This is a genomic window from Pirellula sp. SH-Sr6A (assembly GCF_001610875.1).
Taxonomy (GTDB): Bacteria; Planctomycetota; Planctomycetia; order Pirellulales; family Pirellulaceae; genus JBKCUI01.
Genome location: NZ_CP011272.1, coordinates 4978764 through 5005208, shown reverse-complemented (window position 1 = coordinate 5005208; position 26445 = coordinate 4978764). Strand labels below are relative to the sequence as shown.

At 55.6% G+C, this 26445-nt stretch carries 27 protein-coding genes; 14 read left to right on the top strand and 13 right to left on the bottom strand.

Going from position 1 to position 26445, the window contains the following annotated elements; all coding sequences use genetic code 11:
- Window positions 1-137 precede the first annotated feature (137 nt).
- The 6 genes from rplR (at window position 138) to VN12_RS19295 (ending at window position 4649) form a co-directional block, all read left to right on the top strand.
- Window positions 138-506 (top strand): 50S ribosomal protein L18, encoded by a 369-nt coding sequence (gene rplR / locus VN12_RS19320; protein WP_146678346.1) that lies wholly within the window; start codon window positions 138-140, stop codon window positions 504-506.
- A gap of 18 nt (window positions 507-524) precedes the next feature.
- A complete protein-coding gene (rpsE, locus tag VN12_RS19315) occupies window positions 525-1022 on the top strand; it encodes a 30S ribosomal protein S5 (protein ID WP_168164504.1) in 498 nt (165 codons plus the stop codon).
- Window positions 1019-1510 (top strand): 50S ribosomal protein L15, encoded by a 492-nt coding sequence (gene rplO / locus VN12_RS19310; RefSeq protein WP_146678344.1) that lies wholly within the window; start codon window positions 1019-1021, stop codon window positions 1508-1510. Before rpsE ends, rplO begins: the two co-directional genes overlap by 4 nt.
- Window positions 1511-1674: 164 nt before the next feature.
- On the top strand, window positions 1675-3039 hold the full coding sequence (secY, locus tag VN12_RS19305; RefSeq protein ID WP_146678343.1) for a preprotein translocase subunit SecY: 1365 nt from the start codon (window positions 1675-1677) through the stop codon (window positions 3037-3039).
- A 53-nt stretch (window positions 3040-3092) separates the two neighbouring features.
- Window positions 3093-3662 carry an adenylate kinase gene (locus VN12_RS19300; protein WP_146678342.1) on the top strand — a complete coding sequence of 190 codons (570 nt, stop codon included), beginning with the start codon at window positions 3093-3095 and terminating at the stop codon, window positions 3660-3662.
- Between the two features lie 30 nt (window positions 3663-3692).
- Window positions 3693-4649 carry an aldo/keto reductase gene (locus tag VN12_RS19295; protein ID WP_146678341.1) on the top strand — a complete coding sequence of 319 codons (957 nt, stop codon included), beginning with the start codon at window positions 3693-3695 and terminating at the stop codon, window positions 4647-4649.
- Between the two features lie 137 nt (window positions 4650-4786).
- Here VN12_RS19295 and tsf read toward each other — a convergent pair whose 3' ends face one another.
- From tsf to VN12_RS19280, 3 genes are all read right to left on the bottom strand, one after another.
- Window positions 4787-5767: a translation elongation factor Ts gene (tsf, locus tag VN12_RS19290; protein ID WP_146678340.1), complete on the bottom strand. Its 981-nt coding sequence runs from the start codon at window positions 5765-5767 to the stop codon at window positions 4787-4789.
- A 111-nt stretch (window positions 5768-5878) separates the two neighbouring features.
- A complete protein-coding gene (gene rpsB / locus VN12_RS19285) occupies window positions 5879-6646 on the bottom strand; it encodes a 30S ribosomal protein S2 (protein WP_146678339.1) in 768 nt (255 codons plus the stop codon).
- Window positions 6647-6869: 223 nt separating this feature from the next.
- Window positions 6870-7505 carry a response regulator transcription factor gene (locus tag VN12_RS19280; RefSeq protein WP_168164503.1) on the bottom strand — a complete coding sequence of 212 codons (636 nt, stop codon included), beginning with the start codon at window positions 7503-7505 and terminating at the stop codon, window positions 6870-6872.
- Between the two features lie 681 nt (window positions 7506-8186).
- Between VN12_RS19280 and VN12_RS19275 the strand changes: the two genes are divergently transcribed.
- The gene (locus tag VN12_RS19275; RefSeq protein ID WP_146678337.1) at window positions 8187-9353 is read left to right on the top strand and encodes a class I SAM-dependent methyltransferase; all 1167 of its coding nucleotides are present in this window, start codon (window positions 8187-8189) and stop codon (window positions 9351-9353) included.
- A gap of 247 nt (window positions 9354-9600) precedes the next feature.
- Here the strand turns inward: VN12_RS19275 and rplI are convergent, their stop codons facing one another.
- The 5 genes from rplI to VN12_RS19250 form a co-directional block, all read right to left on the bottom strand.
- Window positions 9601-10116 carry a 50S ribosomal protein L9 gene (gene rplI, locus VN12_RS19270; protein ID WP_240491197.1) on the bottom strand — a complete coding sequence of 172 codons (516 nt, stop codon included), beginning with the start codon at window positions 10114-10116 and terminating at the stop codon, window positions 9601-9603.
- 42 nt (window positions 10117-10158) lie between these two features.
- Window positions 10159-10626 (bottom strand): single-stranded DNA-binding protein, encoded by a 468-nt coding sequence (locus VN12_RS19265; protein ID WP_146678336.1) that lies wholly within the window; start codon window positions 10624-10626, stop codon window positions 10159-10161.
- Between the two features lie 58 nt (window positions 10627-10684).
- Window positions 10685-11107 (bottom strand): 30S ribosomal protein S6, encoded by a 423-nt coding sequence (gene rpsF, locus VN12_RS19260; RefSeq protein WP_146678335.1) that lies wholly within the window; start codon window positions 11105-11107, stop codon window positions 10685-10687.
- A gap of 64 nt (window positions 11108-11171) precedes the next feature.
- Window positions 11172-11789, bottom strand: coding sequence for an aminoacyl-tRNA hydrolase (gene pth / locus VN12_RS19255; protein ID WP_240491444.1), 618 nt, complete (start codon window positions 11787-11789; stop codon window positions 11172-11174).
- A 39-nt stretch (window positions 11790-11828) separates the two neighbouring features.
- Window positions 11829-12452: a 50S ribosomal protein L25 gene (locus VN12_RS19250; RefSeq protein ID WP_146678333.1), complete on the bottom strand. Its 624-nt coding sequence runs from the start codon at window positions 12450-12452 to the stop codon at window positions 11829-11831.
- 185 nt (window positions 12453-12637) lie between these two features.
- Here VN12_RS19250 and VN12_RS19245 point away from each other — a divergent pair, with 185 nt between their 5' ends.
- From VN12_RS19245 to VN12_RS19235, 3 genes are all read left to right on the top strand, one after another.
- Complete coding sequence (locus VN12_RS19245) at window positions 12638-12964, top strand: co-chaperone GroES (RefSeq protein ID WP_146678332.1); 327 nt, start codon at window positions 12638-12640, stop codon at window positions 12962-12964.
- A 93-nt stretch (window positions 12965-13057) separates the two neighbouring features.
- Window positions 13058-14374, top strand: a complete 1317-nt coding sequence (locus VN12_RS19240) for a DUF1570 domain-containing protein (protein ID WP_146678331.1) — start codon at window positions 13058-13060, stop codon at window positions 14372-14374.
- A 214-nt stretch (window positions 14375-14588) separates the two neighbouring features.
- The gene (locus VN12_RS19235) at window positions 14589-15629 is read left to right on the top strand and encodes a DUF1559 domain-containing protein (protein ID WP_146678330.1); all 1041 of its coding nucleotides are present in this window, start codon (window positions 14589-14591) and stop codon (window positions 15627-15629) included.
- Between the two features lie 45 nt (window positions 15630-15674).
- Here the strand turns inward: VN12_RS19235 and VN12_RS19230 are convergent, their stop codons facing one another.
- Window positions 15675-17510 (bottom strand): Xaa-Pro dipeptidyl-peptidase, encoded by a 1836-nt coding sequence (locus VN12_RS19230; protein WP_240491196.1) that lies wholly within the window; start codon window positions 17508-17510, stop codon window positions 15675-15677.
- Window positions 17511-17733: 223 nt separating this feature from the next.
- Between VN12_RS19230 and VN12_RS19225 the strand changes: the two genes are divergently transcribed.
- The 4 genes from VN12_RS19225 to VN12_RS19210 all read left to right on the top strand — a co-directional run bounded on the left by VN12_RS19225 (window position 17734) and on the right by VN12_RS19210 (window position 23215).
- Window positions 17734-18369 (top strand): RNA polymerase sigma factor, encoded by a 636-nt coding sequence (locus VN12_RS19225; RefSeq protein WP_146678329.1) that lies wholly within the window; start codon window positions 17734-17736, stop codon window positions 18367-18369.
- A gap of 7 nt (window positions 18370-18376) precedes the next feature.
- Entirely contained in the window at window positions 18377-19918 is a 1542-nt protein-coding gene (locus VN12_RS19220) for a serine/threonine-protein kinase (RefSeq protein WP_205855095.1), read from the top strand.
- Between the two features lie 34 nt (window positions 19919-19952).
- Window positions 19953-21605, top strand: coding sequence for a DUF1559 domain-containing protein (locus tag VN12_RS19215; RefSeq protein ID WP_146678328.1), 1653 nt, complete (start codon window positions 19953-19955; stop codon window positions 21603-21605).
- Window positions 21606-21796: 191 nt separating this feature from the next.
- On the top strand, window positions 21797-23215 hold the full coding sequence (locus VN12_RS19210; RefSeq protein ID WP_168164502.1) for a DUF1570 domain-containing protein: 1419 nt from the start codon (window positions 21797-21799) through the stop codon (window positions 23213-23215).
- Between the two features lie 97 nt (window positions 23216-23312).
- Here the strand turns inward: VN12_RS19210 and hisI are convergent, their stop codons facing one another.
- The 4 genes from hisI to VN12_RS19190 form a co-directional block, all read right to left on the bottom strand.
- Window positions 23313-23714: a phosphoribosyl-AMP cyclohydrolase gene (hisI, locus tag VN12_RS19205; RefSeq protein ID WP_146678326.1), complete on the bottom strand. Its 402-nt coding sequence runs from the start codon at window positions 23712-23714 to the stop codon at window positions 23313-23315.
- The gene (locus VN12_RS19200; RefSeq protein ID WP_146678325.1) at window positions 23705-24217 is read right to left on the bottom strand and encodes a hypothetical protein; all 513 of its coding nucleotides are present in this window, start codon (window positions 24215-24217) and stop codon (window positions 23705-23707) included. Before VN12_RS19200 ends, hisI begins: the two co-directional genes overlap by 10 nt.
- A gap of 28 nt (window positions 24218-24245) precedes the next feature.
- On the bottom strand, window positions 24246-25292 hold the full coding sequence (gene floA / locus VN12_RS19195; RefSeq protein ID WP_146678324.1) for a flotillin-like protein FloA: 1047 nt from the start codon (window positions 25290-25292) through the stop codon (window positions 24246-24248).
- 104 nt (window positions 25293-25396) lie between these two features.
- A complete protein-coding gene (locus tag VN12_RS19190) occupies window positions 25397-26425 on the bottom strand; it encodes a family 16 glycoside hydrolase (protein WP_205855094.1) in 1029 nt (342 codons plus the stop codon).
- Window positions 26426-26445 lie beyond the last annotated feature (20 nt).

Here is a 26445-nt window from a genome sequence, read left to right as displayed (position 1 = left end):
GAGGTTTCTGGTTCCCAAAGGTGCGGCTCGGGGCCGTTTGCATGGAAGGCGTAGGATCCTTTTCGGGAGCGCCCTCTGGTTGTGAACGGGAAGCTGCGTTGGTTTTAAGAAAACAACTGGTGGATTCGAGGTAAGTCGTGGATATTCGAAAAGTAGTGGATGGTCAGCGTCAGCGGCGGGCCTACCGTGTGCGGAAGAAGGTTCGTGGAAGCGCCGAGCGCCCACGTTTGTGCATTAATCGATCCTTGACGAATTTCGGATGCCAAGTGATCGACGATGCGAGTGGTTTGACGATTGTTTCCGCCACGACGCGTGACAAGGATGTTCGGGGATCGATCGGCTACGGCGGAAATTGTGAAGCAGCAAAGAAGCTTGGAAAGATCGTCGCAGAGCGAGCGATTGCCAAGGGGATCAAGACGGTTTGTTTGGACCGCGGGTCTTGTAAGTATCACGGTCGCGTGGCGGCTTTCGCCGATGCGGCTCGCGAAGCAGGTTTGGAATTCTAGTTCGGAGTGATCGATAGAGTGGCTAACAATACTGCAGAGAATACTCAAGGCGATCAGCTCATCGATCGCGTGTTGAAGATCAAGCGATGCGCCGCCGTGGTAAAAGGTGGTCGTCGTTTTAGCTTCGCAGCTTTGGTTGTCGTAGGGGACGGGAAAGGTCGCGTCGGCTATGGATATGGCAAAGCGAATGAAGTTCCACCGAGCGTTTCGAAGGCTCAGAAGGCAGCCAACCGAGCGATGATCAGCGTCCCGGTTCAGAACGGGACCATTCCTCACGCAGTGTCGGGTCGATTCGGCGCTGCTCACGTTTTGTTGATGCCAGCCAGCCCTGGCACAGGTATCATTGCAGGGCAAGCAGTTCGTGCTGTTTGCGAAGCGGTCGGAATTCAGGACATCCTGACAAAGAGTTTCCGATCCAATAATCCAACGGTGTTGATCAAGGCGACGTTCGACGCGTTGTCACAACTCCGAACCAAAGAAGATATCGAGCGACTCCGAGGGGTCAAATTGTCATGAATTTAGAAGACATCAACAACGGCATCGTCAAGAACCGTCCTCGCAAGCGTATTGGCCGCGGGGTTGGTAGCAAGACGGGCAAGACAGCCGGTCGTGGTCATAACGGTCACAAGTCACGAAGCGGTTACTCGCGGCACCCCATTTTCAATGGTGGGGATTTGCCGATGGTTCGCCGCATTCCAAAGCGAGGCTTCCACAATCGTTGGGCAGCCACCGTATTCGGTGTGAACTTGAGCGCCATCGACGCGTTGTTCGTTGCAGGCGAAGAGGTGAATCCGACCACGCTTCGCGAGAAGGGATTGGTCAAAGTCCGCTGCGACGAGGTCAAGATCCTTGGCGATGGCGAGCTGACCAAGGCGTTGAAGTTCGTCGTGACCCGAGCGAGCGAGACGGCGAAGGAAAAGATCGCAAAGGCTGGCGGCACCATCGAGATTGTCGCTGCGAAGCGAACCCCTGAAGAGCGCGTTGCGGCTCTCAAGGCGGAGTAGTCCTGCGAGGTCCAGTTGACTTCGAAGGAAATCGAATTCAAAGCACCACGCATTCCGCGTGGTGTTTTCGTTTAAGGAAGGTTGAATTCGGCTAGTCACGATCTCAATCTTTCGAAACAATACAGCCTCTACGTTGTGAACATCACCTGTTCAGGATCAAGCCTATGTTGGAAAAACTTCGGGTTGTTTTTTCGATTCCCGAGCTTCGTCAGAAGATATTGCTGACCCTCGCTTTGTTGGCAATTTACCGAATCGGATACCACATCCGTCTTCCTGTGTTGCAGGAATCCAGCATTGCCATGGGCGGGCAGGTCCAGAGTTTTCTTGACAAGGTCGCTGTCTTCTCTGCGACAGACTTGCGAACCTTGACCATCTTCGGTCTCGGTATCGCCCCTTACATTTCGGCGTCGATTATCTTCCAATTGTTGGGAACGGTTTGGGGTCCCATAGAGCAGCTTCGCAAAGAGGGGCCCGCAGGTCGAAAGAAGATCAACGAATACACCCGTTACCTGACCGTATTCATTTGTGTGATCCAAAGTTGGGTGTATCTGCGGTACATGATCATCGGTCAGTCGGCCGGCTCCATATCCGAGTTCTTTTATGCGAGCGGATCGAACGAACTTTCCTTCGGTTGGCAGATCACGTCTGTCGCCATCATGACTGCCGGTTCCTTGTTCTTGATGTGGCTCGGTGAGCAGATCGATGAGTATGGGATCGGGAACGGGGTGTCGTTGTTGATCATGGCTGGGATTTTGGCCCAGATGCCGAAAGCTTTGTGGGATTTGCGACAGAACATGTCCAGTTCGTTGAGCGGTGGTAGCGGTAGCAACATCGGACCCGACGTGTTGTTGGTATTGGCGTTCCTTTTCGTTGCGGTGGTGTTTGCCGTCGTGTTTATCACCATGGCACAGCGACGCATCCAGATGCAAAGTGCAAAGCACGTTCGCGGCCGACGTGTGATGGGCGGATCGAAGCAGTTCTTGCCGCTTAAAATCAATCAGTCCGGTGTGATGCCGATTATTTTCGCGGGAAGTCTTTTGATGATCCCCGCGTTGGTGTTCGGCATGTTGGCGAGCGCGAGTGCATCTTGGTGGCCCGCGTTGACCTCCGTTTTCAACGCGTTGTCTGCGATGCTCAATTCAGGTTCGTCGTTTGCTTATAACGTCCTCTATGTTGCTTTGATCTTCTTCTTCTGCTTCTTTTGGACATCGATCATGTTCAATCCCAAGGAGATGTCGCAGAACTTGCAGGATTCAGGCGCGTTCATTCCGGGTTATCGTCCTGGGAAGCGGACAGCGGATTACCTTGAAAAAGTGATGGTTCGGATCACCTATGTTGGCGCAGCGTTCTTGGCTGTCGTCGCAATCGTTCCGACGATTATCACTTCTCAGTTTGGTGTTTCGTTTAGCGTGGCCTCCTTTTACGGGGGTACGGGTTTGTTGATCGCGGTGAGTGTGGCTTTTGATCTGATCCAAAAGATCGACAGTCATTTGCTCATGCGAAACTACAAGGGTTTATTGGAAGAGTAGCCCCTGGATCTTGATTCCTACCACCAGGACAGCCAGTTAGAAAGGGCCGCTCCGTGCGATTGGTTTTTATCGGCCCTCCCGGCGCAGGGAAGGGAACGCAATGCAAGCGGTTGGTCGAACTGCTAAACATTCCCCACCTATCGACCGGCGAAATGCTGCGAGCGGTCAAGAAGCAGGAGACCGCCCTTTCCCGTTGGGTCGCTTCCTACATCGATGCGGGGCGCTTGGCCCCCGATCACGTCGTGATGCGCATTGTCGCGCAGAAGCTTCAAAGTGAAGAGTGCGTCAACGGTGCGTTATTCGACGGCTTCCCTCGTACGCTCATCCAGGCTCAGTTGCTGGATGACTATTTAGCTGACCAAGGCCTCAAGCTGGATATGGCCTTGGAGTTAAAGGTAGAGGAAGAGGAGTTGATTCAGCGATTGCTGAAGCGGGCACAGATCGATGGTCGCGTCGACGACAATTACGATACGATCCGCGAGAGACTCCACGTGTTTCATACGCAAACCGCGCCGCTCACCGAGTATTACGCCAAGCAGGGCAAGCTCGAGGTGGTAAACGGGATGCAATCAGCGGATCAAGTGTTTGAAGACATCAAAGCCTGCGTAGAGCGACATCGCTAACGCCACCGTTTACTGAAAGGTCGATCTCTCATGAGTCGTACCCCTCCGTCTGTTGGTTACGGTTTCTGGAAGGTCGAGAAAGATCGAGCGGCGGCACTGACCGTGCAGGCGATCGAAATGGGCTATCGCCATTTGGACTGCGCCTCCGACTACGGAAATGAAGCGGAGGTTGGGCAAGGGATCGAGAAGGCATTGTCGCAAAGACTATGCGTTCGCGATGCATTATGGGTCACCAGCAAGCTTTGGAATACGAATCATCGCGCCGAGCATGTTCTGCCGGCACTGAAGCGTTCGTTATCGGATCTACGCGTCGACTATTTGGATCTATATCTCATCCATTTCCCGATCTCGCTGAAATACGTACCGGAGAGCACTCGTTACCCAGCCGGATGGTTCTGGGATCCTGAGGCGCAGCCTCCGCGAATGGAATACGACCCGGTACCGATCCGCGAAACCTGGCAAGCAATGGAGGAGTTGGTTGATCAGGGGTTGGTCAAGCAGATTGGAGTGAGCAACTTTAGCGTCGCTTTGATTCGCGATCTCTTGGCTCAATGCAGCATTCGGCCGTCGGTTCTTCAAGTTGAAGCGCATCCCTATTTGGTGCAAGCCAAACTGCTGCGTTACTGTCAGCAGGAATCGATCGCGATGACAGCCTTCTCGCCGTTAGGGGCTCCTTCCTATATTCCTTTAGGGATGGCGACGAAAGGTGATTCGGTTCTTGAGCATCCTGTGGTCGTAGGGATTGCCAAGTCGCATGGCAAGTCGCCGGCTCAAGTCGTATTACGGTGGGGTGTGCAGCGGGGGACGTCCGTGATTCCGAAGTCGAGCAATCCTGATCGATTGCGAGAGAACTTGGATGTGGATGGTTTCGTGTTAAGCCAGGAGGAGATGGGACGCATTGATGCGTTGGATCGCCATCAGCGCTTCAACGATCCAGGGGTGTTTTGTGAGCAAGCGTTCAACACGTTCTTCCCGATTTACGAATAGGGAAATTGACGCGACATCTTCGAGGCAGCGATCTCGAGAGGACGCAGAGAGCCTAGGTCGGTGAAGAGAGGCCTGTGGCCGTCAACCGCTGGGCGCTAGCGGTAGAGGTGAGAAAGGGATCGGGCGTGCGTGAGAGGTTAGCCGATCGCTACGCGTCGGTACGCCACGATTTGGGCTTGGTCGCCGAAAGCTTTGATGGCAGCATCGACCGTCTTCGTTTCATCGAGAACGTAGAACTGGTTGAGCAAGCATCGTTCTTGGTCGAGCAGAGTGTTGTCGGCAACGAAGCGATCGATTTTGCCTGGAACGATTTTGTCCCAGATCTTCTCGGGCTTTCCTTCGGCTTTCAATTCCGCTTTGATCGCATCTTCTGCGGCGGTCATGACCTCCGGGGTTAGTTGCAATCGGCTCACGAATTGAGGAACCGTCTTGAGAGGTTTGCCCAAGCGAGCGCGGTCTTCGTTTTCGGTGATGATGCGAGCTCGCATCGATTCCGTTTCTTTAGCAACGAACTCTGCATCGAACTCGGTATAGTTCAAGATCGTAGGCTTCATTGCGGCGATGTGCATGGCAACTCCGCGGAAGAATTCATCCGCACCTGGTTTGCCCCCATCTTTGAACGCGAGGAGGACTCCAATCTTGCTTCCTGCGTGAATGTAGGTCGCGATCTTGTCGCCGCTGAGTTGGTAGAGTTCGGAAACAACCATCTTTTCGCCGGTCTTGCCCGTTTGTTCGACGAGTTTCTCGGCGACAGTCATTCCGTCGATCTTCAGTGCATTGAGTTGTTCGACAGATTCGGCATTGCTATCAAGCGCCAGTTGGCCCAATCGTTTGGCCAAATCGGTGAAACCTTCGTTTTTGGCGACGAAGTCTGTTTCGCAGCAAAGGGCCAAGACGACACCTTTGGTCTTCGAAGGATCGACAGCGGTTACGACGCAGCCTTCGCTGGCCGATTTGTCAGCGCGTTTCTCTGCAACTTTTTGTCCCTTCTTTCGAAGGTAATCGAGAGCGCCTTCGTAGTCGCCGTTGGATTCCTGCAATGCTTTTTTGCAGTCCATCAAACCGGCACCGGTTTGCTTACGAAGTTCAGCGACGTCACTTGCGGAAATAGTCGACATGGTTTGTATCCCTGTATGGAAGTCGTTTCGGATAACGAAGCGACGCCAATCCCAAGAGCAGGATCGGCGCCGACGCATGGTTGAATCTTTGGTGGACGGAGCGCCTGGCGATTAAGCCATCGATTCGGCCTTAGCGACCATTTCGGCGGTTACGTCATTTTTCGCTTCGCCGCCGGCCTTCTTTTGCATTTCTGGGTTTTCGGCCCGGCCTGCCAGAACCGCATCCGCCAGTTGTTTGATGATCAAGTCGATGGAGCGGATCCCGTCGTCGTTGCCTGGGATTGGCAAGTCGATTTGGGTTGGATCGCAATCGGTGTCGATCAATGCGACGGTGGTGATTCCGAGCGCTTTGGCTTCACGAACAGCGTTCTTTTCCTTTTTAGGGTCGACGATGACCAAGCACTCGGGCAAGCGATTGAGGATGCGAAGACCGTTCAAGTTTCGGTAGATCTTTCGATACTCGCGGTTGAGCGAGGATTGCATCTTCTTCGAGTACTCGTTGATGCGTTCGCTGTTCATGATCGTTTCCAATTCGTCCAATCGCTTCATTCGATCACGAACGGTTCGGAAGTTGGTCAGAGCGCCACCCAACCATCGTTCGCTGACGAATGGCATTCCGCAGCGGAGAGCTTCCCGTTGAACGACTTCGGATGCTTGACGCTTGGTTCCGACGAACAGCACCAAGGAGCCTTGTGCGGCGACTTGGTTCAGGTATTTCTTCGCTCGAAGCATTCCGCGAAGCGTTTCGCGGATGTCGATGATGTGGATGAGGTTTTTTCGGCCGTAGATGTACGGCTCCATCTTGGGGTTCCAGCGGCTCACTCGGTGTCCGAAGTGAGCGCCAGCCTCGATCAATTTTTCGACTAACTCGTTGGCCATATTTCACTCTCCGTGGTCTGGTTGTTCCTGCAATGCAAGCCCCGGCCAAGAGGCTGTGCACAGGCAACGGCATTCGCCGTCACCTTCTGCGGTATCGAACAACGGGTAAAAAAACAAATCCCCCGGAACTATCGGGGGATTCTCCATCAAAAGATTAGCCTATGTAAGGGAGTTTCGTCAATCCGTGATTGCCGTCCCAGGGGGGCGAATGTCAGGCAAAACGTTAGACTTTCCCGCCTCCACGCCGGAGATCGAAGACCCATCGAGCGAGGGCCACATCTCCTTCGAGCCCGAGTTTTTCGAGGATTCGTTGGCGATGTCGCGCAACGGCTTGGAAGCTAGTCCCAGAACTGGATGCAATGGTCTTCATGGAGTTCCCGGCGACGAGCAACTCGAGTACTTCACGTTCTCGAAGGGTGAGGCTGCTAAGTTTCTTCTCGGCATCGATTTGGGCCTGCAGCTCCTGTTTCCGTTTTTCCGATGCGTCGTACGCGTTCCGTATGCAACTGAGAAGCTTGTCCGGGTCGACCGGTTTGGCCAAGTAATCGCTGGCTCCGGCGTTGAAGGCGCTCGCGCACCAGCCAATATCGTTTTGGGAGGTCACGATGAGAATGGGAATCTTCCAGCCCGCATCCCGGATCCGGCGGATCAGAGAAGTACCATCGGTATCCCCAAGCTCCAATTCCAGAACAATACATCCAAGAGGCTCGGACTGGATTAGGGACAAAAACCGTTCGGCAGAGTCAAACTCGATGACCGTGTAGCCCGCCCCATCGGCAAGCTTCTTCACCACCCCTCGCGCCTTCGGATCGCTATCGACGATGTAAACGGTCATGTAGACGTTTTCGAGTGAGGGCACGGAAGAGGCTGCGTACGAGTGCGAATCCAGATATTGAAGAGAAGTTGATGCTGTTAACGAGGAGCTCATTGCTGGTCTTTCGATTGGTCACTACCAAGTTAGTTCACGAACTGCGTCCGAGCTCACAAGCCAGCCGCACGAACGAGAGGTTGCATCGTTTTTTGGCCGATACTTAAACACAAACGCCTACGAAAGGTTTCGCGCATCGAAGAAATCTTCCCTTCGGTTCCGCTCGAAAAGTCAGGCTTGTTCCTCGATGCTTCCATAGCGATCTCGTTTGAAAAATAGTGCAAAAATGCAGGGAAAGTACTCGTTTCCATAGAACGGCTTGAAAAGTCCCTCGATGGCCGTTCAATTATTCAACGCTCTCGGCGATGTGTCGCTTTGGGTTGACGCAAGGGCGTCGTTCAAGCATCGGTCTATTCGGTGCATAAGTTTGTTCGATGCCGGCCACGATTCCATGGTCCATGCGGTTCTACGCGCGAAGATTGGTTCCGACGGTCCGCTTCGTGTCTCATCGGGAGGGGAAGAAACTGCACGGAGTAGTTTACATTTTGGGCAAGTGACGGAGAAGGCAATTCTTCTCGAACTTCGTCCAGACCGAGCAACTCGAATAGGAATCCCGCGCAGAGCGTCTATCATACGGATTCCCTTCCTATCCGCTTTTTCGACGATCAAGTTATGAGTGAAACCCCTACTTCCTCCGACGGCTACGAACCGGTTGCCCGCCGTTTGCCTCCTCGAGCCGAAGAAGCCATCTTGGCTGGCACGCTCCTCGACTGGGACTGGCTGGGTCTTCGTAAGAAACTTGGGATTCCCGATCTCGAAGGATTGAAGTTGGTCAGTATCTCCTCCGGGCGGCACCAGGCCGCCGAAGGGCTGGCTCGTCACACGGCGGGGGAACAGCTCCGGCTTCAGGTCCAATGCTTCCACATCGATTCCTTCCAGGCCAGTCGGACCGAAGGGCATCTTCAGCTGGCGGAAGATAATTCCCCGGTCCCATCACCTGGGAATGTCGAGGTGTTGTGCGATGCCGATCTTCCCGACTCCCGCTTCCACGCCGGCCTCCTTTCGCTGGTGACGACAGGCGAAGGAGAGCTTTCCAGGGATTACATTCAGCAGCTTTTCCATCACCTGGTGCTCGGAGGGGTGCTCTTCGTGTCGGTCGATAATCCGGACGATCGCTGGGTTCTCGATCAGCTCAAGACCTTCGAGCGCAGCGTGAAGGTTCGCAAGCACGAGCAGGGAACGGTCTACTGGATTGAGAAAACAGCAGAACTCAAGAAGCGCAAGGATTTTGCTTGCGAGCTCGCCTATCGGGACTGCGATGAGCTGATCAAGATGGTGACGCGTCCCGGAGTTTTCTCCCATCGCCACCTCGACAATGGAGCTAGGCAGCTGCTGGATGCGGTCGACGTCTACCCAGAGTCCAAGCTGATCGATATCGGCTGTGGTGCCGGTTCGGTGGCTCTCGGCCTAGCGAAAAGGGATCCGAGCGCCCGCGTCCACGCGGTCGACGCCAACGCCCGTGCGATCGATTGCGTGCAGCGGGGAATTCGCCTCAATGGGCTGACCAATCTGACGACCGAAGTGAATTGGACAGGCGTTTACGGGGAGCCCGGCTCCTACGACATGGCACTCGCCAACCCGCCCTACTTCGGCGACTTTCATATTGCCGAGAAGTTTCTTGCGGCCGCTCACCGTTCGCTGAGGCCTGGCGGGAGGTTGGTGTTGGTGACCAAGCATCCCAACTGGTACGAGGCTAATTTGGGAAGGTGGTTTGAAGAGGGTGAATTGTTTCCGTCCCGGCGATACCACATCGCATCGGGGGTGAAGCCGAAGGCCTAGCGGTCTTTTGCTTGGAACGCGTTTTTCTGGAAAAGCGATTCTGCACAGGCGGTCTGGGGGGAGGGGTCCGTGGAGATCCCAGACGGACGTAACGCCCGGAGCCAACAGGAAACTAAAAAGCCAACAGGAAACCAAAAAAGCCGGTTCGAAGAACCGGCTCTTTTTCAATGCAGGAATGGAGGTGGCTGGGTGAGGCTCCTACTTGATCTCGCCGTAGCTCCCCGGATCGAAAACTCGATTCGGAGACCTAGTTGGCGGCGGTCGGAACCACCCACACCTTGAGTTCGGTGCCGACTTCTTGGTGCAATTGAATCTTGACCGTGTAGAGCCCCAGTTCCTTGAGAACCCCTTCGAGTCGTACTTGCTCGCTGGTGATCGTAAAGCCGTTGGCCTTGAGAGCGGAGACGATCTCGGTTGCGCCGACGCTACCGTAGAGATGTCCTTCGTCGTTTGCATTGGCTTCGACGTTGATCGATTGCTTCGACAACTGATCGGCGAGTTGGCGGAGGGAAGCGAGTCGTTGCTTCTCGATTTCCGCTAGTTTGGCGCGGTGCTTATCGACCATTCGCTTGTGGTGGTCGGTGGCGACGATCGCCAAGCCTTCTGGGAGGAGATAATTGTTCGCGTGCCCAGGTTTGACTTCAACGACATCCCCTGCTTTGCCGAGATGCTCGACGTTTTGGATGAGCATCAGCTGAATACCGCCATTCGGTCCCTTGGGAAGACGAGGAAATGTCGGAGTACGCATCTTTCGTGTTGTCATTTCAAATCACTAACCAAAGCGGTTTTAAAATAATGTTCTGTATTAAAAGGGCATGTCTTCGTCGATGAAGCCACCATCCCCAACCTCCGACACGTGCATATCGGGAGAAACATGTTGTTCCTGATCTGCAAATCGGTTGCCGTTGCTTTGCGGCCTAGGAGCCCCCGAGCCTTTCGACTCATTGCGGCTCCCGATCAGCTGCATGCGATCGACGATCACATACAATTTGCTTCGCTTCTGGCCATCCTTTTCCCAAGTATCCTGCTTGAGTTTGCCCTCGACGAAGATCGGGGAACCCTTGCCTAAATACTCGGCGACGACCTCTGCGGTCCTACCGAAAAAGGTTACATCGACGAAGGAGGTCTCATCGACCCATTCGCCTGCTGCATTCTTTCGCCGCTCGTTCACGGCAATCGCGTTTTGACATACCGCCAATCGCGAGGTGGTGTATTTCAGTTCGATGTCTCGAACCAAATTTCCAAGGAGAATAACTCGATTGTAGCTAGCCATGTTGTGCACTCCCGGTCTCTAAGCCGTTAACGGCAACGTTTGGCCGAGCCCGAATCTCTTATTCGTCCTCAACCTCGGATTCTTCTTCATCGTCGGCACCCACGCCAACGCCTACGGGCTGTCGTTCGAGAGCATCAATGGGCACAACAACTTTTTCTTGGGCGTGCGCCACCAACGCATCGATCAATCGCGGATCGATTTTGGTGAACATGAAACGGAGCAAGCTCTCGTTGAGCTGGCAAGTCCGATTCAGTTCTTTGAGCTTCAATGTATCGAGTCGGAAATAGGCAAGCCAGTAGGTACCCTTGTTGTGACCGTTGATCGGGTAAGCAAGTCGCTGCTCGGCCCACAATCGGCATACCAAGATCTCCCCACCCAAATCTGCGATCATCGATTGAACGGAGGTGGCAACACCACCCGGGTCGCGGGCGTAGTGATTGCTATCAAACAAAAAAAGGCATTCGTAAATTCCGGTAGCCAACTTTTTCAACTCCTACGCTGTTATTCGCGATCCCTTCGCCGGATCGCCTGTGTTTTCGAAGCGACTAGTCGCTCCCTGGGGATGTGTCCGATGGTTTCTGTTTAGGTCTCTTCGGCGAACGAGGTTCCGACGCGTTGAACAAATTCATCGCAACGTCGATCCCATCGCTCCACCAACACGCAATGGCCGCATCCGCGCGAACCAACGCTTGGTCGACGACTTCTTTGTCGGCGGCCGCGAATTTGCTCAACACATAATCCGCGGTCTCCCACCTATCCGGCGTCGGGTCGATCCCGATCCGAAGACGCGGGACGTCTTGGGTGCCCAGGCAACGAAGGATGTCCTCCAACCCTTTTTGCCCACCACTCGAGCCCGATTTGCGAATCCGGAGCTTGCCCAAAGGCAAACTCAAATCATCGCAAACCACCAGTATATTCGCTGGCTCGATGCGGTAGAACCTTGCAAACTGTGCAACGCACCGTCCGCTCAAGTTCATATAGGTCAAAGGCCAAACCAAACAGACATCCTGCCCGCCCTGCTTGACCTTTGCAAACTGGCCTTCAAATTTAGTCTGCAAGCTCGGCGAACCAAGCTTCCGATGGACTAAATTTAAACATTCAAATCCAATGTTGTGCCGGGTCCAATGATACTTGGCCCCTGGGTTCCCGAGCCCTACCACCATCGACATTCGTGAGGGGGTCAACTCCACAACCGAAACCCACTAGCTAGCCGAATCGGCTGGCTTCTCCTTGCGGATCAACTCGGGCTCCGAAGCTCCCGACGCTGCAACGGCGGCTTCTTCACCCGCTGCTACCGCTACTTGAACCACGACGATCGAACCAGGCGTAACTGCCGACGCTCCCTCTGGAAGCTTCAGCTCGCTGACGTGAATCGACTGACCTAGCTGCAAATGGCTGATGTCGCACGAAAGGAACTCAGGAATCTTCGCCGCGGGGCAGCGAATCACCACTTCGTGTGCCACAAATCGCAATTGACCTGCAGCGGTCATCGCGCCAGGGGCTTCGCCATGCAAATGGACAGGCAACGTCACATCCACCGTTTCCGTTTGCGAAACGCGTGCGAAATCGACGTGGATGACGTAGTCACCCATGCTGCTCCACTGCACCGATCGCAACAAAGCTGTATCGGTCACGGACCCGGTCAGATTGACCAGTTTGGTGCCGTGCTTGATCAGCTTGTTGACCGTGTCCAAAGGCAGGGTCAAGCAAATGTTTTCTTCGCCGTGACCATAGAGAATTGCAGGCACCAAACCCTTTTCTCGGATCTTGATCATTGCACGCGAACCAACTTGTTCGCGCTTCGCTACTTCGATTGTTTCAATCATTCCTAAGCTATTCCGGTGCCAAAATAACGACACGCATGGACAAGTCCACGCAATTTAGGTTTACGATCGCCGCGCGGAGCGGCCGTCGTTTTCGTTTGGGGAAAGCCCAGGAGTATGACGAATTTGCCGGTCGACGCAAGTGCAAATGTACTTGTCGATTTCCGTTCCTCCCCTATGCTGGGGCCATGGCAAAAAAATCTACGAACTTTGACTACATCGAACCCATCGGTTACCGCGTGCTCGTCCGTAAAGACGAGCCAAAACGGGAAACTCGCGGAGGGATCGCACTCCCCGACGCGGCGGAAATCCCCACCATTACCGGACGAATCGTTACGATTAGCCAGCAGATCGAACACGATGAGGATGTGCCCCTCAAACAGTACGACAAAATTCTTTTTCACCCCAAAAACGCAATACCCGTCGATTTCGAAGTCGACAACCAACTTTATGTGATCCCCGTAGAAGATGTGGTTGCGGTCTTCCGCAGCAAGCCGCCCGCCGATCTCGACTAGTCGAATGCGATTGGCCAGCTGCGATCGGCACTGGACGGCTGCGGTGACCGAGTCGACCTTTTCAGGGATCTTTCATCAGGAGCAGGAATAGCCATGCACTCCCACCCCCATCCTGCTGATCCCCAACCTCCGTTTCCTCCGAAAGATCCGCGCTCGGTCACGCGTTCCGGGCTTCACCCAAAGGGTCGCAAAGTCTGCGATCGGAGGAATTGGATCGCTGCCGCGGCTGCCCTTTCGGTCCACACCCTGTCTCTAGGCTCACGCATTCGCTGCCTCGACGCTCAAGAGTCCTCCGGAACTTCAACAGACGCCTCCGTCCCTGACTTGGGCTTCATGACCTCTATCCGGTACCGCGAGAACGGAGAAGCCAAATCGGTTCAAGGAGAATTGGTGGCGGAACGGGATGGCTTCGGGCTCCTGGTCCTCGATGCCGATGGAGCACTCACCGCGATATCTCCAGAGGAATTGGTGGCCAAAGAATCCCAGACCGGTCTGCTCGAACCCACCAAACCGGTCGAACTGGGACAAAAGATGCTGCGTTGGATGCCCCCGAACAGCCGCGTCCTCGACAGCGATCACTTCCTCCTTTGCTACAACACAACGGAAGCCTACGCGCGATGGAATGTCGATCTGTACGAACGACTCTACCGCGGATTCCATCGCTTCTGGAAATCCAAAGGTTTCGAGCTCACGGCGCCCCGCTTTCCATTGGTTTCGCTCATCTTCGAAACCAAAGCGGATTACGTCCGCTATGCGAGCCAAGAATTTCAAGGCGCGGAGAATACATTCGGCTATTACCACCAAGGTACGAACCGTCTTGCCTCGTATGACTTGACCGGTGTCGAGGGAATGCTTCCCAGCAATATGCGAGTCAATCGCGATATATTGGTGCAACAAATCCTGTCCCGCCCAGAAGCGGAACGGACCGTCGCTACCATCGTCCACGAAGCCTGCCACCAAATCGCTTTCAATTGCGGACTGCAAACTCGACTTGGAGCTAGCCCGCTTTGGCTGAGCGAAGGACTGGCGACCTATTTCGAATCCCCTGACTTGACCAGCAAAGGAGGATGGGGAGGAATCGGGAAGATCAATCAACACAACTACAACAATCTCGTTCAATATATCCCGCTCCGAACCGCCGATTCGCTTGCCCTCCTTCTTTCCGACGATAACCGATTGCGAAACGGGGAAACCATGACCCACTGCTACGCGGAGGCGTGGGGGCTCACCCATTTCTTGGTCCAAACCCGCTCCAAAGACTTCGTCAAATACCTTCAGCTCATTCGTGAAATCCCCGTGGGAACCCAACCCCCCACGAGAGAACGGCTCGATCTCTTCCGCTCCTGCTTCGGCGAGGATCTGGCTAAACTCGACCGAGACTTCCTTCGCCACCTGCAGCGTCTTCGATAACCCGCAGCAGTCCCATCTTGACTTCTAGGCCGGTCTCACTATTCTCTTGAAACACAGTCTCAATAAGAGACGGCGAAGCCAGCGATTGGATTTTCTTTGACGTGTTCAAAGACGAACCTCAGCCAGCCACGTTTGACCGATCCTTCTGAGTGTTTCTGCGTTTGCGGGACGGAAGGAATCGCGTTAGGTCGATGCGTAGCGTTGGAGAGATGAGATGGCTTGCGCAAATGGCCGTGGGGTGATTCGGTCGAGGCCACTGCGAACGGGCTTCACCTTGGTGGAGTTGTTGGTCGTGATTGCGATCATCGGTATTTTGGTTGGATTGTTGCTTCCGGCGGTTCAAGCTGCCCGCGAGGCCGCGCGGCGGATGTCATGCCAAAACAATCTCAAGCAGCTCGGTTTGGCTCTGCACAATTACGAGGGAACTTTCAAATCCTTTCCACCCTCGACGATCACTTTGGGGGGATCGGCCGGTCAGCCTTGGTCGGGGCAATCATTCCTCCTCCCGTTTCTCGAAGGGGATAACACCTTCCGCCTGATCGATTTCTCCATCGGTTACCACACGGCAGGAAACAAAGCGAACTTCCCACCCAACGGCGTGGCGACGATCAAGGTTCCTGTGTTGATATGCCCGAGCGACACGAACGATCGGGCGCGGCTCGACGCCAATGGAATTCCTGAGCATTACCCGCTCTGCTATGCGTTGAGCGTCGGTGAGTATTTGATTTACAACCCGGTCAATCGCGCGGACGGCGGGGCCGCGTTTGCCCCCAACTTGCGATCTCGTGTCGGGGGTTTTAGCGATGGCCTCAGCAACACGATCGGCATGGCGGAGGTCAAAGCCTTTACGCCTCGCGTTCACGATGCCACGTTGCCTGCGACTGCACCGCTCACACCCGACGCTGTCTCCCCTTCCATCAGCGGTGGGGCTTGGTCCGAATCGAATGGTCACACCGAGTGGGTTTGCGGCCGAGCGATCCACGCAGGATTCACCACCACTTTTTCACCGAACACACGAGTCCCACACGTTGTCAGCGGTAGGACTTTTGATTTCGACGTATCGAGCAGTCGCGAGGGGCGGGATCAGACCTCCACGACCTACGCAGTCATCACGTCCCGCAGCTACCACACGGGAGTTGTGAATACGTTGATGATGGACGGATCGGTGCAATCGATCTCGTCCAATATTGAATTGCCCATCTGGAGGGCGTTGGGGACCCGTGCTGGGGGCGAAGCCAACACGTTCTTCCAGTAGTCCGATTTGCATGGCGATCGACCGAAAGGACGTCGCCCTGTCCTGTCATTCCAAGCTCGAAACGATCGGCAGGATCAGTTCGCTTTGATCGAGATCGATCGAAAGTTCGGTACCTGGCTCCTGCCAGAGCGTGAAATCCCGGTCGCTGGCGAAGAGCATCAAGCCGATGCTTTCGCCGGCGGGAATGATTTGATCTTCGGGTTGCAAATGGAACTCAACGGTCCGGAATTCGCCCGGCACCAGCGGCTCTTCGTTCTCGAGCGATTTGGCATTTTTGGGATCGGCCCACCCACGGGTGATCACGTCGTCGGTGATCCGTTTGCTTCCCGTCCAAGGTAATGCAACGAGCCAGACCGACAAGCATGCCGACGGTTTATTAGAAGCGACGCGCAATCGAATTCTGGGAGTGCCGGAGATGTGGACTTCCTTTTCCAAAGGCTTGGTGGAATAAAGGAGACGGTGATTGGACCACTCGGCTTGGGCGAGAGCCGAGCCAGGGAAGGAGAAGTTATCGATCAATGTTTCCTTGCCCTGGCTCACAATGGGAACAATCGGGTTCCCATTCGCGTTTCGATCGTTGCGCACGAGTGCACCGGAGCTGATACCTCCCTTTTCCAAGCGGAACGATACGGGTTTGGAATCGGGGTGTGGGTAATTTGCGTACGACTCGGGTTCGTCGCGAGGCTTTCCTTCGCGGACGATGCGTACCGGGGGATCTTTTTCCACGTCGTTCGGAATGTTGTAGAGATAGCGAGTGAACCATCGGTTCATTTGCGAAACGGGGGGCTGGCCGCCGTGCCCTCCTTGGTGCATGAACAGTTGTGTTGGCAATCCTTTGGCTTTGACTGCTTCGTAGATGCGGATGCTGTGTTCGGGCATGACGTTCCAATCGTTGAAGGCGTGGGCCATCAACATGGCCGCCTTCATGGGGCCGAGTTCGTGCAGGTAGTCCCGTTCCTTCCAAAACGCGTTGTAATTCCCGTCTTTGCGATCGAACTCCTTGAGCATACCCTTGTCGCGGACTTCGCAATTGCAGTAGTCCCTACGATCGGGATTGCCGCTATTGATGAAGTCGTAGAGGACATCGATATCTTCACCGATGTAACCGCCTGGATGGCGTACCAGACCATTGGAGCGGTAGTAGTGATAGTACGAGGTATTCGGAGCTACGGGGATGATCGCTTCCAGTCCCTCGACACCGGTGGTCGCGGCTGCCAGGGCAAGGGTTCCGTTGTAGGATGTTCCGGTCATGCCCACTTTCCCGGTCGACCAGTAGGCTTTCACTTCTTCGTCGCCATCCGGAGTTGTGTACCCCTTGGCGCGACCATTGAGCCAATCGATGACTGCTTTGGGAGCGAGCGATTCATTGTCGCCGCCGACCGTCGGACAGCCTTGCGAGAGCCCGGTCCCGGGGGAGGACGAGTGCACCACGGCGAAACCGCGAGGGACCCATTCTTTCAAGTGATCGCGCGAGAGAACCGGCCGGAGGCTCTGTTGATCGATCTCTGGTGCATCTTCGTGTTTGGGTGGTTCGGTCCCGATTTGTTGTTTCGGATTCCACATGTGTTTGGGATCGTTGGATCCCATGCCAGCGTAATAAGGGCTGGATTGGTAAATGACCGGCACCTTAAGCTTTTCCGAATCAGTTTGTGCAGGGCGGGTGACGGCGACGTGCATCCGATCTTGCTTTCCATCGCCATCGGAATCGAAGGGGGCTTCGACCCAAAGATCGTGTTGGATCCAGTCCTTCGCAAACGCTTCGACGACCTGAGCTTCACCGTTCTCAAAACGGGGAAGTGCCGGTTGCTGTGCGGACAAGGGGATCGCGGGTGCCGAAAAGCTGGCCAAGCAAACGTAAAGTGGAAGCGATTTGGTCTTCAAGGGGACGCCTCTGGGGATGGAGTCGATGCTTTTAAGGGGCGAGAGGACGACATGAGTATAGTTGATGGCCGGAAAACGGGCACGCAATCTAGAATCGGCAAGGTAGCGATGAGGCCCGCGTTGGAAAAGATTTTGGGAATCTCTCAGCAACTGCTGTAATCCAGAGTGTTAGGCTGTCTGTTTGTATTGGGGTGCAATTCACGACTCGCCAACCAAAACAGCCATGATCGATACCCGAGAAAGTTTGCTCATTCGACTCCGCGACCGGCAGGACCGGGAGGCTTGGGAGCAATTCATCGAAATCTATCGACCTTTCTTGTTCCGATTGGCCCGGTCCCGTGGCTTCCAAGAGGCGGACTCTAGCGACCTGGTCCAAGAGGTTTTTCTCGCCGTTTCCAGGAAAGTGCACGAGTTCGTCCCCGATCCCGAGCGAGGCAAGTTTCGAGCTTGGCTGGGAACGATCGCCCGCAACGCCATGATCCACTTCCTCACCCGTCGCCAGTACAAGCCGACAGCCCCAATCCAATCTCTTTCGGAGCAACTGGAGGAGTTTGTCGATCCGATGGGGTTCAGTGCTGAGATCAGCGCCCTGTTCGATTTGGAGTACCGGCGTGAACTGTTTCACATAGCGGGTCAGCGGGTGCAGCTCCGCGTCCACGCGAACACTTGGAAGGCGTTCCATCGTTCGGCGGTGGAAGGTGCGGATCCGGAGATGGTCGGCCGCGAGCTGGGGATGACCCCCGGTGCGGTTTTGGTGGCCAAGTGCCGCGTCATTGCCAAGCTACGAAATGAAGTCCAACGGTTGGAGGAATCCTCCTCGTCCGGCAATTCCCTGTCCCCATCTCTCCATCAGGAATGATCGTTCGATGTCCCCAGCCATCCACGTGAGCGACGAGCAGCTTCGAATGCTGATGACCGAAGTCGACGATACGGGCGAGACGGTCGCCGCTGCCTCGCATGTCGAGGCGTGCGAACATTGCCAGCATCGGTTGAGCCAACTGTTGTCCCACGACGAAGTCTGCGTCGATGCCGTCCAGCTCCTCCAAGGCGGATCGGAGTTTGCCGCTTCACTACGGAGCGACGCCACCGCTTCGTTCGAGCAACGCGACGCGGCAGATCCATTGCATGTTCGGGAGGAGAATTCCTCGGAGGAGATCGACGATCGGGAGTTGCTATCTCCCTCCCATCCCGAAATGCTGGGGCGGATCGGCCGATACGAAATCGAACGCCGTCTCGGTTCTGGCGGGATGGGGGTAGTCTATAAAGGGTTCGACACCGAACTGAATCGATCGGTCGCGATCAAGGTCCTCGCGCCGCACTTGGCGACCAACGGCCCCGCAAGGCAACGCTTTGGCAGAGAATCGCGAGCGATCGCGGCAGTCGTTCATGAACACGTCGTCGCCATCCACAACGTCGAATCGAGCGGACCTCACCCCTATCTGGTGATGCAGTATGTCCCAGGCGAGTCGCTCCAATCCCGTATTGAACGAGATGGGCCCCTATCGGTTGAAGAGATCCTGCGCATCGGTATGCAGACGGCGAGCGGATTGGCGGCTGCCCACGAGCAAGGCATCGTGCATCGAGACGTCAAACCAGCCAATATCCTGCTGGAGGCCGGACTCGAACGCGTGCTCCTGACCGACTTCGGGCTCGCTCGAACGGCGGACGACGCGAGTCTGACCCAAACCGGAATCGTCGCCGGCACCCCTCACTACATGTCCCCCGAGCAAGCCAACGGGGAAGCGATCGATCATCGTTCCGATCTTTTTAGCCTAGGTTCTGTTTTGTACTTCATCGCCACGGGCCATCCTCCCTTTCGCGCCGACCGCGCCATGGGGGTGTTGCATCGCATTTGCCATCATCCCCATCGCCCTGTTTGGCAATCGAATCCTCAGTTGCCAGACTCCCTTTGCTACATGATTGATCAGCTGCTGGAAAAGCGACCCAACAAACGACCCGGGAGTGCTGGTGAAGTCAAAGAACGATTGCTCAAGATGCTGCAACGGACTCAAGTCCAGCGCCCAGGCATGTGGACTCGGTGCAAACGATCCCTCCGTCGCCACCGCAGACCGCTGCGAGCTGGGGGGGCTCTGGCGGCCATTTGCACTTTCGCCATCGCAATATTCTTCACACTCGGGGGCAACGAATGGTTCCGTTCGGATGCTGGAAACCCTATCGATCCGTCGATCCCGCGCCCTGTCGTTCCCGAGCTACCCCATATTTCGGATGCGCCCCCCATACAGGAACCCCCTGTTCCTGATCAGGTAGAAAAGCTCAGCGATCTACCGGCCGATCTGCAGGGAACCTTGCAAGGCTGGATGAACGACTCACTGGAGTTTCAGCAAGAGATTGGTCGGCTTCAACAAGAAATCGATTCTTACGAGAACCGATTCGAACGCAACCGATAGAACGAACCAAGTTTCCCACTAAGGAGATGATGTGATGAGATGTTTGCACGCTTGCCGATGGGCAGCCATCGCTGTCTTGTTCGGATGGATTTCACCTTACCCGGTTATGTCTCAGACCTCTGTGCGGGGAGATGCGAAACAATCTGGTGCACCGAATGACGATTCGAAAGGAGTGAAGCCGAAGACGTTGGATGATATTCGCAAATCGCTTCGAGAGAGACCCGCTCCTCCTGCGGCCGAGAGCTCGGGCGGCTATGGAGGTTACGGCAGCGAAAGTGGTGGTTACCCCGGTGGAAGTAGTAGCTACGGCAGCGAAGGTGGTGGCTACGGCGGTGAAGGCTCTGGTAGTCCTAGCGGCATGGGGATGGGAGGGTATGGTGGCGCAGGGATGTCCGGAGAACCGCTCCTTCCGGCAGAGATGCAACAAGTGGCTCAGTTGATATGGAAGCTTCGACAGGCGCTGCGTGCGGCAGCCACGCCCGAGGATCGGTCCGCGATTGAGAAGGAGTTGCGGGTGGCCCTCGACGGCTATTTCACGATGGATCTGGAACGACGGGTCCGGGAGTTGGACAAGCTGCAGGCACGCGTTTCGAAGATGGAGGCAGCACTTCAAAAGCGATTGTCATTGCAATCGGATTGGATCGACCTGCAATTGAAACAGATCTTGTTCCAAGCCAACGGAATCAACGTGACGGTTCCCGGCATGGAGGCGGATTCATCCGGCCACGGAAGCAGTAGCTATGGCAGCAGTAGCTATGGCAGCAGTCCACTCAATGATGGCGTTGGTGGGGGTGGCTATGGAATGAGCTTAAGCGGTTATGGTGGCCCCGGCATGGCCTACGGTGGGCCTGGTCCTGGAGGGCCTGGTATTGGTGGGGCGGGAGCTGACGGTTTCGATGGTTCGCGGATGGAAGGTGCTCCTAGCAGTTACCGATCGGAGACTCCCAGAAATATGGGCTACGATTTTCGATTCGAGATCACTCGCATTCTGCCGCGAGGCTCGAAAGCGGATCTCCAGAATAACGACCCGCTCAAGAGTTATATCGAAACTCCCTCCTCCGAGGACGTGGTAGCCGAAGAACAAGCGTTGAAGGGGGACGACGAAAAACTAAAAAAGATTCTGCTGGCATTCCATATGTTCGAATCCCAATTTCGACATCTCCCGAGTTCTCAAATGAGGCGGAGCGAACAAAACCCTCCACACAGTTGGCGGGTCGCCATCTTGCCTGTGTTGGGGCACGCGGATCTCTACCGTCAGTATCGTTTCGACGAGCCATGGGATAGTCCACACAATCAAACACTCGTCGACCGCATGCCTAGCGTATTCAAGACCGATGCATCGAAATCGGGAATGACTTCGTTCAAAATGGTCGTAGGGCCTGGGGCGATCGACTCGGGGGACGGATCTCAAGGAGGGATGGAACGTATCACCGATGGTACCGCCAATACCATCGCCGTTGTGAAGTCGAGCGATCCGGTCGTCTGGACCAACCCCCAGGACGAGGAATTTAGCCCGACGCGACTTCCTGCGATGGCGAGGGACAATCTTGTGGCGCTTCTGGACGGTTCGGTTCGCTTCCTGGATCCGAACGTTACATCCGATCAGTTGCGAGCTTTGGTTACTCGAGGGGGTGGAGAGGTGGTTGATACGTCGATTTTCCTGTCTACGTCGAAACCATCGAAGTAATCCAACTCCTTGTAGGATGCGAGACGGAATGCCAATAGCGTAAGGACCGTTTTCTCGAGGGATCGGTCCGGACTATACTGGAGTAGTTAGCCGTTGAACGGTTCTTTGCTCGCATCCCCATCCAACCTACGTTCGACGCCATGCGCTTTGCCATCCGATCGATCAGAAACGGAATCGCATGGTGGATGGGCATGAGTTGTTTGTTCTCCTCCGATTGCTTAGGGGACTTCCTGGTTTACACACCACCGGGCGCGAAGGCCGCGATTGTTTTGGAGGGGAAGACCAAGCTTCATTCAGGGAACCTCTTGGAGTTCACCTATCCGGGTTACCCCTCGGTCGCCATGGATCGCGATCAAGCGGTGGTGGTGAAGGCTCCAACCCGACTGGAAGAGTACCGAAAGCTTTGGTTTGACGCGACCAAGTCCAACTCGGTAGACGACTATCTCAAGGCGGCCCACGTCGCCCTTCGGCATGGCAAGTTGAAGGAGTTTTACGAGTGCTGCAGCGCGGCGTATAAGCGGGAGCCGAATCATCCCACCGTCGTGCGATTGGTTGAAGCCCGCGCGAAGATCAAAACACCCGTTCAAGGTTTTGCAGAGACTGAAACGAAGTTGCGCAGCATCACGAAGCTCGCATCGATGAAGGTGGCCAAGAGCGAGCATTACTTGCTGCTGCACGACATCGATGGAGAGTCATCCGCTAGTCGGGCATCGCGTGTGTCCAAGCGATTGGAAAGATTGGAAACGGTATACGAATCCTTTTTTCTCAAGTTCGCGTTGAACGGAATCGTTTTGGAGGCCCCGTCGGAGCCGTTAATGGTGCTCCTTTTCTCGGAGGAGAAAGACTATCTGCGCTATGCGACGCAGCTAGATCCGCAGCTTCAGTCGGCGGCTGGTTTTTGGTCTCCCAAGGATAATGTGAGCGTCTTTTACGATCGCAGTTCCACCGACGAAATGCGTTTGCTGACCGCGTTGGTCGAGGAGATGAAACGAGCTAAATTGCAAGCGAGAGGGACAACGCTATCCCGAGAAGTCGCGCAGCAAACCAACTCGCTGGAACTCATGGTGAAGATCTTGAAGGACGAGCTCGACGCAGAAGTGGTTTCTCACGAAGCCACCCATCAGTTGGCCGGAAACACCGGACTGATGCCTCGTGGAAAGCTTGGGCTCTCCTGGGCCCATGAGGGGCTAGCTTGTTATTTCGAGACACCCTCTGGTGTGTCCTCGGGGGGCGTGGGTGCGCTGAACCCACGACGTTTGCAGGGGTATCGTAGGCTCAGCGGCGATCCATCGCGGAGCCGCATGGAGTTTCTCGTTTCCGACTATTTGTTCGATCCCAAAATGCCTTCGTCGTCGGTCGTGGATGCGTATGGAGGGGCTTGGGCGCTAACCCATTTCCTGATGGAGACCGATGCCCCAAAGCTGACCGAGTATTATCGTCGGTGCGCCGAGCTAACTGTCGAGGCGGAGGCGGGGATCCCGAGGGCCAAGCTGATCGAGCTCTTTTCGGATGTATTCGGTGATATGGCGTCGCTCGAACGCGAGCTTCGGGAGCATATGCGGGATCAAAAAACGGACTTGGAACGATTGCGAGAAGCCGCCAGTCCGTGAGATCTTGATGTGTGTTGGGGCGCAAACGCAGTGGGCCAGTCTTCTTTCATGCAGGGCGAGGGGCCCCTGGCAGATCGCGTCTCTTACTCCGCGCGATTTACTCGGCTGGGCGATAAACCGTGGAGGGGTCCACCAATCGCGATCGATCAATCGAGAATTGCTGTGTGTCCCATTTTCGAAAGAAGCAGCTCGCGTATCCTTCGTGGCATGCGGCGCCGGTCTGTTCAACCAGCATGAGGATGCAATCGGCATCGCAGTCGATTCGCAGTTCGACGACCTTCTGACGGTGGCCGCTTTCCTCTCCTTTTCTCCAAAGTTTGTTTCGGGAGCGGCTGAAGTAGGTTGCGAATCCGGTAGCCAAGGTTTCGCGATAAGCCTCTTCGTTCATCCACGCGAACATGAGAACTTCGCGCGTCTGCGCATCTTGTGCGATTGCAGGCAAGAGACCTTGGACAGACCTCGAGAAATCGGGGGAGGTCGTGGAGGTCGCTACTGCCATGGTCTTTTCAAGATTTCGTTGAAGATGATCGCTGCTTTGAGCGATTGTGGGTTTCGAATTTGCTCGCGGATGTTGAGATTGTTGAGAAGGGGGGCCGACGGTGCAGCCATGAGTTCGGCGGAAGGAACCAATGAAGGAATCACGGGCGGGAGCGCAGGTTCGGGGGCTGAGCTTGGCGCGTTCCTTGATTTGTTCTTTTTGGGTTTCGAAGGCGTCGGTGGAGCTGGAGGCCGATCGAATTGCGATGGAAACCGTGAAACCTCTTCGCGGGCGGGGGCCATTTGGGCCGATGCCTTGGGGGCAGGCGTGTCGCTGCGAGTTGCTGGGGTATTGCTATAGGCATCTCGCTCCGAAAGAGGCCTCAGGGTCGGGATCGGATCCCGAACAGGCTGCCCGACGACGGGGGGAGGTGGGGCGATGGGAGGGCGCGCGTTTTTTTGCTGCTGCCGGTTTTTACGGCGCTCCGCTGCCTGCCGTAGGAACTCGTCCAAGTCATCTGCCATGTTCCGTTATCCTGCTGGAGGTGGGGGCTTACGACGCAGGGGTGCGCGTCGGATTGGTTGGGCCAGTGGTGCTGGTGCCGGCGATGCTTTGACGCATTTCGGTGTCGGCAGTGATGTTCCTGAGTTTGTAGTAATCCATCACATTGAGACGACCGGTCGAGAGGGCCTCCGCGACGGCTCGGGGGACGTCGGCTTCTGCGGCGACGACCGCAGCGCGACTTTCCTCGATCTTGGCGATCATCTCTTGTTCGGTTGCAACCGCCTCGGCGCGACGACTTTCTGCTTTGGCGCGGGCTACACGAGTGTCTGCCTCCGCTTTATCCGCTTGCAATCGGGCGCCGATGTTTTCACCGACGTCGATATCTGCGATGTCGATGGAAACGATTTCGAACGCGGTTTGGTCATCGAGTCTGCTGGCGAGCACGGCCTTGGAAATCATATCCGGGTTTTCGAGAACGACCTTATGGCTATCGGCCGAACCGATCGCGCTCACAATGCCTTGTCCAACTCGAGCGATGATGGTTTCTTCGGTCGCTCCTCCGATCAAGCGTTGCAAGTTCGCTCGGACGGTAACGCGTGCCTTGACCTTGAGCTGAATCCCGTCCTTCGCAATCGCGTCGAGGAAAGGAACCGCACTGCCTTTGGGTGGGCAGTCGATGACTTTGGGATAGACGCTCGTTTGAACGGCATCGAGCACATCCCGGCCTGCTAAATCGATGGCGGCTGCACCCCGGAAGGTCAGGGTGATTTGGCGGCTCTTATGCGCGGCGACCAAGGCGCGGATGACTTGCGGGACATTGCCGCGGGCCAGGTAATGGGCTTCCAGGGACCGGGTGGTCAAATCCGGGTCGTCGATTCCGGCTTGGGTCGACATGATCTTCCCGCGGACAATCGTTCGCGCATCGACACGTCGAAAGAGCATTCCGATTAAATCCAATACGGATACTTTGGCACCGGTCATCACCGATTGAACCCACAGCCAAAAATAGCGTGAGAAGATCGCGAGAATGATGGCGGCGATGATGAACGCAAGCAGTCCGAGGACCAAAAGGATGGCGAACAAAGCCGGGTTCATAAAGTCAGTCCGATTCGAGTTGGCAAGAGATGAGAGTGAACGAAGCAAACGCGAGGATCGCGAGGAATGCCACGATTATCGGGGATGTACCGGGAGTCGAGGCGTTATGGAGCCCGCACCGCGCGGCTGGTGTCTCCACCCATTTGAAACTCCAGTTCCTTGGGGTTTCCCGCATCATCATACTGAATCGTGACCAAACCTGCTGTGTACTTTAGGCCAAATTCCGAGGCGCTGTGCGGAATCAGTTCCAAAGGATTCACAATGATGTTGAGATAGAGCTTTCCGTTTTTCGAGGTGATTTCCCAAGTCCCTCCTCCGGAGCGTTGGTAGCTGCCGACCAGCTTTTTCTTTTGCTCCTCGGTAAGGTCCACGATGACAGGGTCGTAAGGAGATTTGGGTTGCGGAATGGATTCGGGTGGGAGTTCTCGGAGCCAAACGTTTCGGTAGCGGACAGGGTTTCCGTGGTCTTGAAACGACAGGGGGCGTTTCTCTTCGCTTTTCGAGTAGCGATGGTGCTGAAGCCACGAGGTTGGGCCGAGGGGGCGCACGTTGTCTTGAACGAGGACACCGTTATGGAAAACCGTCATGCGAGCGGGTTGTTGGAGCGTTCCGTTCTCTTCGTAGTGGGGACGCCGGAAGACAATGTCATACGTTTGCCATTCGCCCGGTTTGCGACTGGCGTTCACGAGGGGTGGATACTGGCCGTAGATAGCCCCTGCCTGCCCGTCCGCATACGTGATGTTGTCGAACGAATCGAGGACCTGCACTTCAAAAAGTCCCTGCAGGAATACTCCGCTATTTCCTCGGCCCTGGCTTTTTCCGACCACCTTCATCGGGGCTGCCCATTCGACATGCAGTTGGACATCGCCAAAGGAATCTGCCGTGTAGACGTAACCGCTGCCAGGAACCGACTCCATGACGCCCTCCTTGATCACCCATTTTGCTGGCCCCCCGTCGGCGGACCGCCATTTGTCGAGGCTCATTCCGTCGAAGAGGACGATCGCATCCGACGGGGGAGCCACCGGGCCGGCGAGTTCACCTGGCGTGACGATCGCAGGGCGCTCTCGGTCCCAGTCGTGTTGTTTCCATCCCGTGGGGAGCTGACCGAACAACGGCGTGGAGACGGATGCCATGGCAAGGAGCATGGCGGTCC